Origin of the sequence: Methylobacterium sp. E-066 (assembly GCF_022829635.1) — a bacterium.
Classification (GTDB): Bacteria; Pseudomonadota; Alphaproteobacteria; order Rhizobiales; family Beijerinckiaceae; genus Methylobacterium.
Map to the genome: position 1 here is coordinate 1 of NZ_JAKSYO010000206.1, position 14,528 is coordinate 14,528.

12 protein-coding genes are annotated in these 14,528 nt (G+C 71.4%); 10 read left to right on the forward strand and 2 right to left on the reverse strand.

The annotated features are described in order from the left end of the window. The first annotated feature begins 374 nt into the window (after positions 1-374). Genes MKL20_RS30195 through MKL20_RS30210 form a run of 4 tightly spaced genes read left to right on the forward strand, consistent with a single transcriptional unit; the run spans position 375 to position 7,303 of the window. Positions 375-1,739 carry a hypothetical protein gene (locus MKL20_RS30195; RefSeq protein WP_244039781.1) on the forward strand — a complete coding sequence of 455 codons (1,365 nt, stop codon included), beginning with the start codon at positions 375-377 and terminating at the stop codon, positions 1,737-1,739. Further along, positions 1,703-3,265: a hypothetical protein gene (locus MKL20_RS30200; protein WP_244039782.1), complete on the forward strand. Its 1,563-nt coding sequence runs from the start codon at positions 1,703-1,705 to the stop codon at positions 3,263-3,265. Before MKL20_RS30195 ends, MKL20_RS30200 begins: the two co-directional genes overlap by 37 nt. After that, the gene (locus tag MKL20_RS30205; protein ID WP_244039783.1) at positions 3,262-3,750 is read left to right on the forward strand and encodes a hypothetical protein; all 489 of its coding nucleotides are present in this window, start codon (positions 3,262-3,264) and stop codon (positions 3,748-3,750) included. The genes MKL20_RS30200 and MKL20_RS30205 overlap by 4 nt, the downstream gene beginning before the upstream one ends. A 4-nt stretch (positions 3,751-3,754) precedes the next feature. After that, the gene (locus MKL20_RS30210) at positions 3,755-7,303 is read left to right on the forward strand and encodes a tubulin-like doman-containing protein (protein ID WP_244039784.1); all 3,549 of its coding nucleotides are present in this window, start codon (positions 3,755-3,757) and stop codon (positions 7,301-7,303) included. Positions 7,304-7,459: 156 nt separating this feature from the next. Here MKL20_RS30210 and MKL20_RS30215 read toward each other — a convergent pair whose 3' ends face one another. After that, positions 7,460-8,365: a DUF6925 family protein gene (locus tag MKL20_RS30215; protein WP_244039785.1), complete on the reverse strand. Its 906-nt coding sequence runs from the start codon at positions 8,363-8,365 to the stop codon at positions 7,460-7,462. A gap of 190 nt (positions 8,366-8,555) precedes the next feature. Here MKL20_RS30215 and rfbC point away from each other — a divergent pair, with 190 nt between their 5' ends. From rfbC to rfbA, 4 genes are all read left to right on the forward strand, one after another. Then, positions 8,556-9,107 (forward strand): dTDP-4-dehydrorhamnose 3,5-epimerase, encoded by a 552-nt coding sequence (gene rfbC / locus MKL20_RS30220; RefSeq protein WP_244039786.1) that lies wholly within the window; start codon positions 8,556-8,558, stop codon positions 9,105-9,107. Between the two features lie 121 nt (positions 9,108-9,228). After that, positions 9,229-10,278 (forward strand): dTDP-glucose 4,6-dehydratase, encoded by a 1,050-nt coding sequence (gene rfbB, locus MKL20_RS30225; RefSeq protein WP_244039787.1) that lies wholly within the window; start codon positions 9,229-9,231, stop codon positions 10,276-10,278. Then, positions 10,278-11,183, forward strand: coding sequence for a dTDP-4-dehydrorhamnose reductase (gene rfbD, locus MKL20_RS30230; protein WP_244039788.1), 906 nt, complete (start codon positions 10,278-10,280; stop codon positions 11,181-11,183). Before rfbB ends, rfbD begins: the two co-directional genes overlap by 1 nt. Beyond that, entirely contained in the window at positions 11,180-12,070 is an 891-nt protein-coding gene (gene rfbA / locus MKL20_RS30235; protein ID WP_244039789.1) for a glucose-1-phosphate thymidylyltransferase RfbA, read from the forward strand. Before rfbD ends, rfbA begins: the two co-directional genes overlap by 4 nt. A 69-nt stretch (positions 12,071-12,139) precedes the next feature. On the opposite strand, the gene MKL20_RS30240 is transcribed toward rfbA, so the two are convergent. Then, positions 12,140-12,406, reverse strand: coding sequence for a hypothetical protein (locus tag MKL20_RS30240; RefSeq protein ID WP_243968654.1), 267 nt, complete (start codon positions 12,404-12,406; stop codon positions 12,140-12,142). A 160-nt stretch (positions 12,407-12,566) separates the two neighbouring features. On the opposite strand from MKL20_RS30240, the gene MKL20_RS30245 reads away from it, so the two are divergent. Continuing rightward, positions 12,567-13,664 carry an OpgC family protein gene (locus MKL20_RS30245; protein WP_244039790.1) on the forward strand — a complete coding sequence of 366 codons (1,098 nt, stop codon included), beginning with the start codon at positions 12,567-12,569 and terminating at the stop codon, positions 13,662-13,664. Continuing rightward, positions 13,625-14,500, forward strand: coding sequence for an SGNH/GDSL hydrolase family protein (locus MKL20_RS30250; protein ID WP_244039791.1), 876 nt, complete (start codon positions 13,625-13,627; stop codon positions 14,498-14,500). The genes MKL20_RS30245 and MKL20_RS30250 overlap by 40 nt, the downstream gene beginning before the upstream one ends. Positions 14,501-14,528: the final 28 nt, after the last annotated feature.

Consider the following 14,528-nt stretch of genomic DNA (forward strand, 5'->3'; position numbering starts at 1 on the left):
GCCGGACCGAGGATCCGGAACCGCCGCGAAAAACACACCCAGACCGCCCATGCAGGATCTCCCGTGCTCCAGGAGACCTCAAAGAATCCAGTTCGCCCTGCGCCGAAAGACCCTCCTGCCAAATGCGATTCCCCTGCCCGTGCGGGAGAGGGTTGGGGTGAGGGACCCTGTTTTTCCGGAAAACTCGCATCCCTCACCCTGTCCCTCTCCCGCACGGGAGAGGGGACCCGCGCCACATTCGGGGATGTGTGAGTCCGATAGCCCGCAGAGGGGGAGGGAGCGCGCGTCAACGGATGGGCCATCCCGTCGCCCACACCCTTCCCATCCCGCAAAAAATCGGGAACGATCCCCGCCGCCTTCCCGCCCCTGGACCGGTGCCCTTGAGTCTGGACGATCCATCGCCGCTCGCCCGCGCCGGCCCGGAGGGTTTTTGGCCGATCGATCCGGACTTGCGCGTCACGAGCCTGCCCGGGCGCCAGCACTGGCGGTTCGCAGGGGGGTGGCCCATCGCGGCCGAGGTTGGGGGAATCGTAGTCCCCGCTGACGATGCCCGGATCGCCCATCTGGGCATCCGGCGAGACCAGCACGGCCGGGCGTTCCCGGCTGCCTTCGCCCGCTCGCCCGAGACCGGCGCCGCCCTGGGCCCTCCGGTCCCGGCCTCGGCCCCGGACATCCTCGATATCGACCCCACAAACGTCGCCGCGGTGCCGCTGCCGAGCGGTGTGCCCGCGCTGGTCCGGGCCGGACATCCGGCGGCGCTCTACCTGTTCCAGGAGAATCTCGGCGCGTTCGAGGAATGGAATGGCCAAAAGTTCGTCGGCCTCGGGCGGCTGCTGCCCGATCCGGTGGGCTCCGGCCTGACGGCGGGCCGCCGGGGCATCGCCTACGCCACTGCCGAGGCGCTGGTCAGCGTGATTCTACCCCAGCTTGGAAGCCGCCTCGTCCATGCCGAGGCCCGGACGCTAGGTCTGCGTTTCCTGTCGGCCCCATGCTGGCGCCGTGGCGACCTCCTCGTCCTCGGCGAGCGGGACGGGCGCCTCGTCCTCTGCCGGACAGACGCCGAGTCGAACGCCCTCGACCTGCGCGATCTCGGCCGCTTCGCTCCGGATGCGGATTTCGCCGGCCCCTGGACCAACCGCCTCGGCGATTGTTTCTGGACCGGCCCGGGCGGGTTCGTCACCTGCCGGACCCTCGGCGACGAGACCAGAATCACCCCCTGGCCCGCGGGCTTCGCGCCGATCATCGCCCAGGCGCCGTGGCGCGACCGCGCCGACCTGCACCACCAGCTCGGCATGATGGAGGGCCGCTATCACCTCGCCGCGCTGGCTGCGGATCCGGCCCTGAACCGCCTCGACGGGCCGCATCTCGCGGCCGGGCCCGGCACCTATTCCGGCGCGGAGCGGTTCGACGTGCCGTGGCAGGCCGCCGAAGAGGTGCTCAACCTCGGCGCCCATGCCGGCAACCTGCTGGTGCCCCGGCTGGCGCTGGCTCGCGACACGATCCTGCTCGCCCTCGACATTCCCGGCCCCCGCGGCGGTTTTTTGCGCGGCGAGAGCCTGCCGGCGCCGGTGACCGGACACGTCCTCCACCACGCCCACGGCGCCGGCCTGCGTCGGCTGCCGGTGGGTCTCGCGGTGTCACGGATCGGCGACGCGCGGGCGCTGCTGCACGACGGTGTCCTCTACCTGTGGAGCCGGTCGGAATGCCGCTGCCACGCCCTGCGGCTGCGCGCGGCATGATGGCGCTCCTTCGGGCCGTGCTGGCCCTCGTTCTCCTGCTCGGCGGCCGCGCCTGGGCCGAGGCGCCGGTGCGGCAGGTGTTTCTGGTGCAGGATTCCGGCTGGATGGAGCCGTTCCTCACCGCCGAGGGCTCGCAGTTCCGGCCGCTGGTGGAGGCCCTGGCTGCGGCGGCCCGGATCCCGGGGGCCGACATCGCCGTGGCGACCTTCGACCAGGACGGGCAGGTCCCGGGCCGGCCCTCGCCGCGCATCCTGTACGAGGGCACCTACGACGCCGCGCGGGTCCGGGCGGCGATCGCGGCGATCGACCTGCCGCGCAAGGCCGGCAGCGCCGCCTATGCGGACGCCGATTTCAACGGTGCGCTGCTCGGCGCGATCCGCACCGGCCTGCGCGGCCGGGACGGGGTGATCTGGATGGTCACCAACAACAAGAACAGCCCGGGCAACAGCGCCGAGGTGGAGCGCAACACCGCCGCCTTCTACGCGGCCCTGCGCGAGTCCGACGCGATCAGCCGGATCGTCGCCTACCCGGTGCGAATGCCCTTGAAGGGTCGCAACTTTTCCGAGGGCGGCTTCGTCATCTACGGCATCGGCTACGGCGCGGCCGGCGGCCGGGCCCTCGAAGCCGCCGTGACCGCGCCCGGCCTGAAGGCCCTGTTCAGCCATCCGCCCGTGAGCTTGAAGCCGGTTCTGGCCGGCGGCCTGAATCTGCGCTTCGACCGGCTCGACACCGGCGGCTTGCAGGCCGGCCTGGAGAACGGCGTGCTGGTGGTGAGCGGGGCGGACGCCACCGCCGGCACCGCCCTGCGGCTCACCGCGCATCTGCAGAACGGCCTCTACCCGCAGCGGGTCGCTGCGGCCCGGCTGGCCCTGAGCTGGAGCGAGGTCGGCACCGAGGCCGGGCTGGCGCAGGCGGCGGTCTCGCCCGCGGAAATCGCCGACCTGGCGCCCCAGGCCGAGAGCGGCCCGCTCGCCGTGGTGCTGACCCTCCCGCCGATCCCGCGCCCCACCGGCCTCGCCGGCCTGTTCTCCGATGGGCGCACCGTGGATGGAACGCTCACCCTGCGGCTGGCGGACTTGCGCCTGGCACTGGATCCGGCCTTCCTGGAACGGGTGCGGCCGATCTTCGGCAGCGGGTTGTTGTCCGGGGACCAGATGGGCGGGCCGGTTGGGGATGCGCGCGCGGTGGAGGGCCGGTTGCCCGGCCTGTTCCGCGACTATCGCGGCGTCTCGGAAGCCGCGGTGAGCCTGCCGGTGCGGATCGAGGCGGCGTTCTCGCCCTGGCCGCTGATCGCCGCCGCCTCCGGCGCCCTGGCACTAGCCGGCGCAGCCGGTCTCGGGGCTCTCGCGCTCGCCCGGGCGCGGGTCCAGACCGTGATGCTCGGCACCGTCCCGAAGCGGGTCAGCCTGCGGTCCTACCGCACCCAGACCCTGCGCGCCCCCGACGGCAGCCGCTGGCAGGTGCGGGCGGGGCTGTGGGGGCCGGCCCGCGCCACCCGCCTTCAGGAGCCCGGACCCGGCGCATGATTGTTTTGTACATTGACCGCGTGGGGACTGCCGGACTCGTGCGCGCCCAGGCCCGGACCGGGCAGGATTTCACCATCCCCGCCCCGCAGAATCCGGCCCCGCAGGCGGATCCGCTCCAGGCCGCGCCGCCATCCTCCGGGACGAGCACCGGGGCGAACCCGTTCAGCACCCTCGAACGGGGGCCGACCACAACGGAATTCGCGCTGGGCGCCGCAGCCCTGGTGGTGCTGGCGGTGCTGTTCCTGTTCGTCCGCCAGGGCGTGCGCGCCCACCTGATCAACCGCCGCGCCACGCTCGACGCCGCCGACGGCGCCAGCTGGATGCTGTTCTCGGCGCTGATGCTCACCGCGTCGATCCTGGTCAGCGCCACGGTCGGCCGGCTGTGGCAGGCCTGGGCGGGGCTGGCGGCCGGCTTCGCCCTCTGCCTCGTGCTGTTCGGCGCCGCCCTGGCGCTGTTCCTGCGCGCACCCGACCGGAGGCGCTGAGACCATGGCTGATGCCCGGCCCGCCGAGACCGAGACGCTCCTGAAGGTGCGTCCGACCGTGTTCGTGGCCCTCGGCGGCACCGGCATGGAGGTGCTGCTGCGCCTGCGCCGCCGGATCCTCCAGGCCGACTGGAACGGGACGCGGATCAGCGCCCTCGACCAGTTCCCGGCCGCGTCCTTCCTGTATTTCGACACCGACACCCTGGAGGCCCGCGAGGCCGGCCGGGCGGCGGCCACCGACGCGCTCTCGGCCAAGGTCGCGTTCCGCGAGGGCGAGACCCTGCAGAAGGCGGTCAATCTCGCGCGCTACCAAGCCGAGCGGCGCAGCTACCCGCATATCGATTCCTGGCTTCCGGCCCGGGACCTGTCCCGCATCGACGCCTCCAAGGGCGCCGCGCAGATCCGAGCCATCGCGCGGCTGCTGTTCTTCGACGAGGTCCGCAACTTTCAGGACCGGCTCACCGCCAAGGCCGGCTCGGTGCTGGCCAACGTCTCGAACGAGGCGCAGCTGCGCGCGCTGGGCCTCGACACCTCCACGGACCTGCGCGTCGTCGTGGTGGCGTCGGTGGCCGGCGGCACCGGCTCGGGGGCGGTGATCGATGCCGGCTACGCAATCTCCTCGCTCGAGACGCCCAAGCGCCCGGACGCGGTCGACCTCTTCCTGGTCCTGCCCTCGGGCTATGTCGGCGCCAACAAGGACAGGGTCTTCGCCAACGGCGTCGCGACCCTGTCCGAGCTCGAATACGCCATGCGCGGCAATCCGGAGCCGCCCTATGTCGAGAGCTGGGGCGACCACGCCCGGGTCGCCCGCGGAGTCGAGCGGCCGTTCAGCGACGTCTACCTGTTCGACACCCAGAACCTCGCCGACCAGCGCACCGGCGCGATCGGCGACCTCTACGACATGATGGCCGACGTGCTGTTCGAGGATTTCGGCAATTCCGAATTCTCCGGCCGCAAGCGCTCGACGGGGGTCAACCAGACCCAGCACAAGATGCGCAAATGGGCGCCGCCGAGCCCGGACCGCGCCGGCCGCGCCGCCCTGTTCTCGCTGAACTACTCGGCGCTCGGCCAAGCGGTGCTCGCCACCCGCGGCAGCCTCGAATTCGAGGAGCACGCCGCCCGGGCCGGTCTCGGCATGGTCGAGGCGTTCTTCGGCGTCGCCCGGGGCCAGGGAGAGCGCCACATCCCCACGGTCGAGGAGCGCGACCGCTTCGCCGCCGACCGCCTCGCCCTGCGCTTCTCCGCCTTCGAGGCCTTCCCGAAGGTGCTGCGGCCGGCCCCGCCCGGGATTTCCGAATACGACCTCGTCGGCACGCTGCTGCAGCGGGCGGACGGCTCGTCGATCCAGGAATCGGTGGCGCTCGGCGTCGAGGAGGCGGTGGACGCGATCAAGACCGAGATCGCCAGCCCGCGGGACTGGGCCCCGAACCTGCGCAAGGAGGCGGAGCGCCTGCGCGACGACATCCTGGGCCGCACCGGCTCGGGCGCGGCCTACGGCCCCCGCGGCGCCGAGGTGCTGGACGTGCGCGCCAAGCTCGAGGCGGCCTGGCTGTCCGACCGGGACGGCGCGCTGCCGGCCGCCCTCTACCGCCTGCTCGACGACCAGGAGCGCGGCGGCCTCGACTACGCCCGGGCGCTGATCGAGGGCGTGAAGGACCTGATCGAGGCCGATGGCGGCGCGCTGGCCCGTCTCACCGCCGCCGCCGACACCTATGCGAGGCTCGCCGACGAGATGCTGGCCGAGCATTTTTCCGCGTCGCTCAGCCGGCTCGATCAGGTCCGCCCCGGCCTGATCTTCTCCCATCGCCGCGACGCCGAGCGCTATTTGGAGCAGGCAAGGGAGGATCTGCGCGGCTCCTGCGTCCTGCGCATCCGCTCGGTGGCCGCCCGCGAGGCGGCCGAGCTGCTGCGCCGGGTCTCGGCCAGGCTCGGCACCCGGACCGGGCGCGACCCGGAGACCGGCGCCGCCCGCTACGACGGCCTGCTCGGCGCCCTGAACCAGGGCCACGAGGATGTCGGCCGGCTGATGCGCGAGCTGCGCCTCGACATCGCCGAGATCCGCAACGCCATCGAGCGCCCCTCGGGCGGCACCTTCCTGGTCCTGCCCTCGGGCGACCTGCCCGAAAAAATCGCCGTCGCCCCCGCCGAGCAGCTCGCCTGGGCCCGCGAGGCGTTCCGGGCCTATGGCGGGTCGCGGGCGATCTTCGCCCTGCTGCGCGAGGAGGAGACCCGGGCCGACCTGCTCAACGCCGTGCGCGACATGGCCCGACGCCGGCTCGGGCCGTACCGCGCCCGCATCCCCTCGGCGCTCGATGCGCTCCGCGAATTGCCCCCCGCCAAACAGCGCGAGACCCTGGAGCTGATGCTGCTGCGCTGCATGCCCTGGATCTACGCGCGGTTCGACGCTTTCAGCCCGGGCGGCGACCAGTTCAAGACGATCCTGGCGGTGGAGGGCTCGCGCGCCTTCCAGGCCGAGTTCGGCCCGATCCTCCGGGCGAGCCTGCCGCCAGTGCTCGGAGCGGGCGAGATCGGCTTTCTCGAATCGAGCCAACGCGGCCGCATCGTCTGCTACTGCGAGCTGTCCGGTGTGCCGCTCGACGTGCTCGGCCCCCTGCGGCGCGACTGGCGCAATGCCTACGCGCAGGAGCTCGACCGCCTCGACGCGATCCCGCTCCACAACCACAAGGACTATCTCCGCTTCCCGGACCCGGTCGCCCCCTCGGCCGAGGAATCCGATGCTTTGCGCGAGACCCTGTCGCTGTTCCTGCGCGCCGGCTGCCTCGGTCTGCTCCAGCGCGCGCCCGAGACCGGCCTGTGGCGCTTCGCCTTCGAGCCCGGCGACTGGCGCAGCGTCGGCTCGGAGCGGACCCTGCGGCGCAAGCTGTTCGACCGGGTCCAGCGTGCGGCGATCGCGGCCCAGCTCGCCGAGGCCGAGGCGGCCCTGTCGCCGGTCCAGAACCTGGCGATGGCGGCCCTGTTCGCCTGGACCGCCAAGCGCGCCTACGCGCCCCGGCGGGAGACGGTGAATTTCGACGCCGAGGCAAGGGTCGGCGGCATCGGCCACGCGGTGGCGGATGCGCTCAGCCGGCGCTGGCGCCAGGGCGCTGTCGAGGCCGGCGGCCTGCCGGGCGATCCGGACCGGCTGTTCGACGCGCTGCTCGCCCACATCGAGGCCTGGACCAAGCCGATCCCCGGCAGCCTCGCCGACGTGCCCGCCGAGGAGGCCAACCGCGATCCGTCCGACCCGCCGGCCCTGCGAGCCGTCGACAAGCGCGTGATCGAACCCGCCGCCTTCACCACCGAGGCCCTGCTCCGCCTGACCAACCCGGCCGCCCCAGCCCCGCCGCCACCGCCGCCGGCGGCTCTGTTCTACGTCTACCGGGACACGGTCGAAGGCCCGTTCTCGCTCGCCGAACTCGTGGCCCAGGCTCGCGCCGGCACCCTGAGCGCGGCCACCCAGATCCACCCGCAGGGCGGAGCCTGGATCGCCGCCGGCGACCACCCGGCGCTCGCTCCGCTGCTGGCGCCACCGCCTCCGCCGCCGGTTCGCTGAGAGCGTTTTCGGTTGGCGAGGGTGGTTGGTCGAAGGGTTCACACCAGCCACCACCGTCATTGCGAGCGCAGCGAAGCAACCCAGGGACGCGCCACATCCTGGGATCGCGCGCTGCCCTAGGTTGCTTCGCTGCGCTCGCAATGACGGGAGAGGCGCTCAGTTACGCATCGCCACAACCTGCGCCCGCGCCGCCCGGATCGCCGAACGGGCGAAGCGGCCGTTCGCCAAGGCGGGATCGGGCTCACCGCCGGCCAGCACCATGCGCCGGAGCGCGGTGAGCGCCGGATCGCCCCAGGCATCGAGGAGGCGCCCGAAGGCGGCGTGGCGGGCGGCGTCGAAGCCGGCCCGGCGGCCCGCCGCGTCCTTGGCGGGGTGGGCCGGATGCAGGGCCGCGCAGGGCACGAGGCCGGGCGGGATCGGCGCGGTCGCGGCATGGGTCCGGCCGAGGCGCAGGAGTTTGGGCAGGATGTGGGTGTGCGGCCCGGGGGCGCTCGCGCGCCCTTCCGGCGGGATCGGCGTGTACACTTCGATCCGGCCGAACCGGGCCAGGAACACCCGGTGGGGGCCCGCCGCGAACAGGATGGGGCCGACCGGATTGCCGGGGGCGAAGATCGGCCGGCCGGCGGCGGCCCGCAGATCATCGATCAGGCCGGGATCGGCCACGCGCACGCAAGCCTGAACCGCCCGGAGCCCGAGCCCGAGATCGAACAGGATCGCTCCGCGATCCTGCGCCCGCACAGCCGCGGCGTCCGGCCCGAGTTCGGTCAGCACGGCGCGCCCGCCCATGGCGCAGGCCGCTTCCGGCAAGCACAGGGCGACGGCCTGGCTCCAGCCGCCGGTGAAGCCGGTCTCGTAGGCGAAGGGCACCAAGTCCGGCGTTGCGGCGAGCAAGATCGCGCCCCGTGCCGTCGCCAACCCGATCCGCCCGTCATCGCGGAATGTGACCGGCTCGGCCGGGTCCCGGGAGAAGGCGGCTACCGCCCCGTAGGCGCCGAGGCTCCAGGCGCAGGCCGGGTCGGCGAGATGGTCGCGCAGCAGGGACTCCACCGATCCGCCCGTCATCGGCGCCCCATAACCCAAGACCAATCCTCGCGAAAACCGCGCAGGCGCGCATCCCCGCAGGTCGCACGCCTTGACACGGCCGGCGAATGACCGGAAGTCGCGGGTCGATCATCGAGGTCGTTCTCGGCGCGGCGGGCGCGATGCCCGGGACGACCGGGGCGGAGATATCCGCGGGGAGGGACGCGCTGGCATGGACGTGATCGACACCGAGATTCCGGACGTCAAGCGCATCAAGCTAAAGCGCTTCGGCGACAGCCGCGGCTGGTTCTCCGAGACGTTCCGGGCCGACACGATGGCCCGGGCCGGGATCACCACCCCGTTCGTGCAGGACAACCAGTCGTTCTCGGCCCCCCAGGGCACGATCCGCGGCCTGCATTTCCAGATCGCCCCGCAGGCCCAGGCCAAGCTGATCCGCGTGCTCCAGGGCGCGATCCTCGACGTCGCGGTGGATATCCGCAGCGGCTCGCCGACCTTCGGCAAGTTCGTCGCCGTGACCCTCGACGCCGAGAACGGCGAGCAGCTCTACATCCCGCACGGCTTCGCCCACGGCTTCTGCACCCTGACCCCGGACGTCATGGTCGCCTACAAGGTCGATGCCTATTACAGCCCCGAGCACGACCGGGCCTTGGCCTGGGACGATCCCGAGATCGGGATCCCGTGGCCGGTCTCCGGCGAGGCCGCGATCCTGTCCGACAAGGACCGCCGCGCCCCCCGGCTCGCCGCGCTCGGCCAGGTGTTCTGAACAGCGTTCTGAAGCGATGTTTCCGGCCGCCAAGCGGCCGGGCCGTATTTTCGTCACGCCGGGCGGTCTTTAGCTGCCGGCAGCCCATGTCTTTACGCGAACGATCCGAGGGGGACACGCCATGCGCATTCTGGTGACCGGAGGCTGCGGCTTCATCGGCTCGGCGCTGGTGCTGCACCTCGTCAACGATCTCGGCCACGAGGTCTGCACCCTCGACGCGATGACCTACGCGGCCAACCCGATTTCCTTGGCGCCCCTGGCCGACAACCCGCGCCACCGTCTCGTCGAGGCCGATATCTGCGACCGCGCCGCAGTGCAGGCCGCCATCGCCGATTTCAAGCCGCAGGCGGTGATGCACTTGGCCGCCGAGAGCCATGTCGACCGCTCGATCACCGATCCGGGTGCGTTCGTGCGCACCAACGTCATCGGCACCCAGACCATGCTGGACGGCGCCCGGGGCTATTACGAAGCCCTGCCGGAGGCGGAGAAGAAGACCTTCCGGTTCCTGCACGTCTCCACCGATGAGGTCTACGGCTCCCTGCCCCCGGGCGCGTTCTTCACCGAGGAGAGCCGCTACGATCCGCGCTCGCCCTACTCGGCCTCGAAGGCCGCCTCCGACCACCTGGCGCGGGCCTGGCATGAGACCTACGGGCTGCCGGTGCTGGTGACCAACTGCTCGAACAATTACGGGCCGCGGCACTTCCCGGAAAAGCTGATCCCGCTGATGATCCTCAATGCCCTCGAGGGCAAAAAGCTGCCGGTCTACGGCGATGGCTTGAACGAGCGCGACTGGATCCATGTCGAGGACCACGCCAAGGGCCTCGTCGCCGTGCTGGAGCGCGGGCGGGTCGGCAACACCTACCTGCTCGGCGGCCGGGCGGTGCGCAACAACCTCGCGGTGGTGAAGGCGCTCTGCGCGGCCTTCGACCGGCTGCGGCCGGAGCATGGCCCCCACGAGAAACTGATCAGCTTCGTCACCGACCGGCCGGGCCATGACCGGCGCTACGCGATCGATTGCACCAAGGCCGAGACCGAGCTCGGCTGGCGGCCGCAGAAGACCTTCGAGCAGGCGCTGGAGGAGACCGTGGCCTGGTATCTCGACAACGAGAGCTGGTGGCGTCCGATCCGCGAGGGCCGCTACACCGGCGAGCGCCTCGGGCTGACCGGCTGATGGACATCCTGGTCCTCGGCGGCGCCGGACAGGTCGGCACCGAGCTGCAGGCCCTGGCCTGGCCCGCCGGCGTGTCGGTGCACGCGCCAAGCCGGGCGGAGCTCGACATCACCGACCCGGGCGCCGTCGCCAAGACATTGGACGCGCGGGATTATCGGGCGGTGATCAACACCGCCGCCTACACCGCCGTGGACAAGGCCGAGTCCGACGTGGTCGAGGCCTGGCGCCTCAACGCGCTCGCCACGGCGATCCTGGCAGGCGCGACGGCCGCGAGAAAAATCCCACTCGTGCACGTCTCGACCGATTACGTCTTCGCCGGCACCAAGCCCGAGGGCGCCTACGCCCCGGACGAGCCGATCGACCCGCAGAGCGTCTACGGCGCCAGCAAGGCCGCGGGGGAGCTCGCCGTGCGCACCACCAACCCGCGCCACGCGATCGTGCGCACCGCCTGGGTGGTGAGCCCGCACCGGGGCAACTTCGTCAAGACGATGCTGCGGCTCGCCGGCGAGCGCGACGCCCTGACGGTGGTCAACGACCAGCACGGCTGCCCGACCTCGGCGTCCGACCTCGGCGCCGCCCTGGCGGTGATCGCCCAACGGCTCGCCGAGGACCCGGACGCACCCACCGGCACGTTCCATTGCGTCAATGCCGGCGCCACCACCTGGCACGGCTTCGCCGAGGCGATCGTGGCGGGCGCCGCCCGGCGCGGCGGCCGGTCGATCCCGGTCACCGGCATCCCGACCTCCGCCTATCCGACACCGGCCCGGCGGCCGGCCAATTCGCGCCTGTCCACCGACAGCCTGACGGCGGCCTACGGCATCGCGCCGCGGCCCTGGCAGGCGGCGCTCGACGACATCCTCGACCGGCTCGTGGGGCCGGTCCGAGAGGGAGCTTCCAAGCCATGAAGGGCATCGTTCTGGCCGGCGGATCCGGCACGCGCCTGCATCCGGCGACGCTGTCGATCAACAAGCAGCTGCTGCCGGTCTACGACAAGCCGATGATCTACTACCCGATCTCGGTGCTGATGCTGGCGGGCATCCGCGAGATCCTGATCATCTCCTCGCCGGAGCACCTCGACAACTACAAGCGCCTGTTCGGCACCGGCGAGCAGTTCGGCCTGCAGTTCAGCTACGCGGTGCAGCCGCGGCCGGAGGGTCTCGCCCAGGCCTTCGTGATCGGGCGCGACTTCGTCGGCACCGACGACGTAGCGCTGATCCTCGGCGACAACCTGTTCTTCGGCGCCGGCATGAGGGAGCTGCTGAACCAGGCGCGGGCGCGCAAGGACGGCGCGACGGTGTTCGCCTACCACGTCGACAACCCGCAGGCCTACGGCGTGGTCAATCTCGACAAGACCGGGCGTCCGACCAAGATCGTCGAGAAGCCGCAGAACCCGGAATCGACCTGGGCGGTGACCGGCCTGTACTTCTACGACAACCAAGTGCTCGACATCGCCGCCGCCGTGAAGCCCTCGGCCCGGGGCGAGCTGGAGATCACCAGCGTCAACGAGGCCTATCTCCAACGCGGCCAGCTCTACGTGGAGCGGATGTCGCGCGGCTATGCCTGGCTCGACACCGGGACCCATGACAGCCTGCTGGAGGCCAGCGAGTTCGTCCGCACCCTGCAGAACCGCCAGGGTCTCCAAGTGGCCTGCTTGGAGGAGATCGCCTTCCTCCAGAACTTCATCACCCGCGAGCAGCTGATCGCCCGCGGCGAGATGTTCGCCAAGACCAATTACGGCCAGAACCTGCTGCGGCTGGCCCGCGAGAGCGAGGACGAGCTCGCGCTGCGCTAGGCCGGGGTCGCCGCGCCGAGCCTCTCGGAAGCAGACGGCTCCCGAGAGTCCTGAACCGTGCGGAAAAACCTACTTTGGGCTGCACCCGATGCAGATGCCCTGAGAAATCTTGTCGTCCTGGATCTGCTCCCGGGTGCGGGTGCGGCGATCGTCCGCGGTCGCGGCGCCGGCGCCGGAGGCCGGCGGCATCGTCTGGCCGACCGACGAGGTGTGCGGCGCCGTGATGGTGGAGGTCGGTCCTCCGCCGGTTCCGGTCTGAGCCTGCGCCGAGGCGGCCGTCGCGGCGAGCATCGGCAGCAGGGCCGAGAGGCCGAGAATCGTGATGGTGCGGGTCATCTGTCCGGATCTCCTTGATCCGACCTAACGCGAGCGTGACCGCCCGGTTCGTGCGTCCGCACGAACTCTCCCTTTGTTCGCCTTTGCAGACCGGGCGCGGCGCCGTATCAGGGGCCGCCCAATCCCGATCCCGTGTCGAAACCCCGGAGCCGCCGCGACGATGCGGGACCCCAACGCGATCGACTTCTGGCGCGGCTTCGCCCTGGTGACGATTTTCATCAACCACATCCCGGGCAACACCTTCGAGCGCTACACCTTCTCGCAATACGGCATCTCGGATGCCGCCGAGCTGTTCGTGTTTTTGGCAGGCTGGTCGATCGGCATCGCCACGCGCGGGCGCGACGGGAAGCCGGAGCCGGCCGTCAAGAGCGTGGTCCGGCTGCTCGCCCGCACCGTCGAGGTCTACCGGGCGCAGCTCACCGTGATGCTGCTGGCGCTGGCGCTCATCGCCGGCGCGGCACTGCTGCTCGACAACCCGCTGATCCTCGAATGGCACAATGCCGGCGGCTTCTTCGCGGACCCGATCCAGTCGGTCTGCGGCATGGCGCTGATGACCTACCAGCTCGGCTTCTTCAACATCCTGCCGCTCTACGTGGTGCTGATCGGCATCGCGCCGATCTTCGTGCTGGTCGGCCGCGTCAGCCTGATCGCGTCGGCGGCCCTATCCGGCGGCCTCTATCTCGCCAGCCTCGTGTTCGAGTGGAACGTCCCGTCCTGGCCGGGGGAGGGGGACTGGTTCTTCGATCCGTTCTGCTGGCAGGTGCTGCTGGTGCTGGGCTTCGTGCTCCAGGGCTGGAACCTGCGCTCCGACACCCTGCGCCGTTGGTCGCGGAGACTGATTCCGGCGGGGCTCGCCATCGTCGTCCTCGGGATCGTGCTCGCCGTGACGGGTATCCGCCCGGATCCGCTGATGGTGCCCGAGCCGCGGCTGCTGTTCACCTTCGAGAAGACTTACCTGACACCGGCGCGGCTTCTTCATTTCCTGGGGGTATTGCTCGCCTTCGCGCCGCTCTACGCACTTCTGGCTCCCCGAATCGGAGCTGTCGGGCGTTATCTCAGCCAGCTGGGCCGGAATTCCCTGGCGGTCTTCTCCATGGGCTCGATCCTGAGCCTGATCGGGCAGCTCGTGCGTTTTCAGACCGGCGGCGGCGTGCTGGTCGATATGCTGGTCGCCGGAAGCGGCCTGGTCGGTCTGGGGTTCACCGCATGGTTCGTCGAATGGCGCACCCGCAACAAGTCCTCGCGGCCTCGGCCGTGACGCGCGTCCGTCGCTCCGGGACCCGCTGGGCGCTGGCCGCCCTGATCCTGGCCGCGCTGGAGCCGGCGGCGGCCGCGGAGCAGCCGGTGGATACGGGTGACCAACCCAGCCTGTCGCAGGAATGCCGGGTCCCGGGCGCGCAGCTCTACACCATGGCCAAGCTGGGCGCGGTCCGGTCCGCCCTGGGCGAGAACCGCCCGCTCAAGATCCTGGCGATCGGCGGCAGCGCCGCGCCGGGCGCCTCGGCCTCCTATCCCGCCAAGCTCGAAGCGGCCCTGGAACGGGCGCTGCCCAAGACCGACGTGACCATCGACCATCGCGGCCTGCCGGGGGAGATCGCCTCCGGGGCCTCCGAGCGCCTGCGCACCATGGTGGCGGAGGCCGAACCCGACCTCGTGGTCTGGCAGGTCGGCACCCACGACGCCATCGCCCGGGTCGATGCCGACGCCTTCGCCAGCTCGCTGAGCGAGGCCGTGGCCTGGATCCGCTCCCACGGGATCGACGTGGTGCTGGTCGACCCGATCTACACCGCCAGTATGGCCGCGGACGTCGATTACAACCGGATCGTCGACGCGGTCCGGACCGTGGCGGCCCAACAGGAGGTGCCGCTGGTGCGGCGCTACGAGGCCCTGCACTACCTGTCGAGCCGTACCGAGAAGGGCGAGGGGCACATGCTCGGCCGCCAGTTCCGGCTCAACGATCTCGGCCTGCGCTGCATGGCCGAGCACGTGGCGCTGACCATCGCCACCTCGCTCGCGCGGACCGAGGCGGAGCCGGCCCCGAAGATCGCGCCGGCCGCGCCGCCCTTAACCGAGCCGCAACGCGCCCCGGGCTAGACCGTAGAACCCGAGACCGTTCTCCTGC

Coding starts and splice junctions, on each gene's coding strand:
- MKL20_RS30200 (WP_244039782.1), top strand. CDS start 1,703: ATGCCGCTGCCACGCCCTGCGGCTGCGCGCGGCATGATGGCGCTCCTT.
- MKL20_RS30205 (WP_244039783.1), top strand. CDS start 3,262: ATGATTGTTTTGTACATTGACCGCGTGGGGACTGCCGGACTCGTGCGC.
- MKL20_RS30210 (WP_244039784.1), top strand. CDS start 3,755: ATGGCTGATGCCCGGCCCGCCGAGACCGAGACGCTCCTGAAGGTGCGT.
- MKL20_RS30215 (WP_244039785.1), bottom strand. CDS start 8,365: ATGACGGGCGGATCGGTGGAGTCCCTGCTGCGCGACCATCTCGCCGAC.
- rfbC (WP_244039786.1), top strand. CDS start 8,556: ATGGACGTGATCGACACCGAGATTCCGGACGTCAAGCGCATCAAGCTA.
- rfbB (WP_244039787.1), top strand. CDS start 9,229: ATGCGCATTCTGGTGACCGGAGGCTGCGGCTTCATCGGCTCGGCGCTG.
- rfbD (WP_244039788.1), top strand. CDS start 10,278: ATGGACATCCTGGTCCTCGGCGGCGCCGGACAGGTCGGCACCGAGCTG.
- rfbA (WP_244039789.1), top strand. CDS start 11,180: ATGAAGGGCATCGTTCTGGCCGGCGGATCCGGCACGCGCCTGCATCCG.
- MKL20_RS30240 (WP_243968654.1), bottom strand. CDS start 12,406: ATGACCCGCACCATCACGATTCTCGGCCTCTCGGCCCTGCTGCCGATG.
- MKL20_RS30245 (WP_244039790.1), top strand. CDS start 12,567: ATGCGGGACCCCAACGCGATCGACTTCTGGCGCGGCTTCGCCCTGGTG.
- MKL20_RS30250 (WP_244039791.1), top strand. CDS start 13,625: ATGGCGCACCCGCAACAAGTCCTCGCGGCCTCGGCCGTGACGCGCGTC.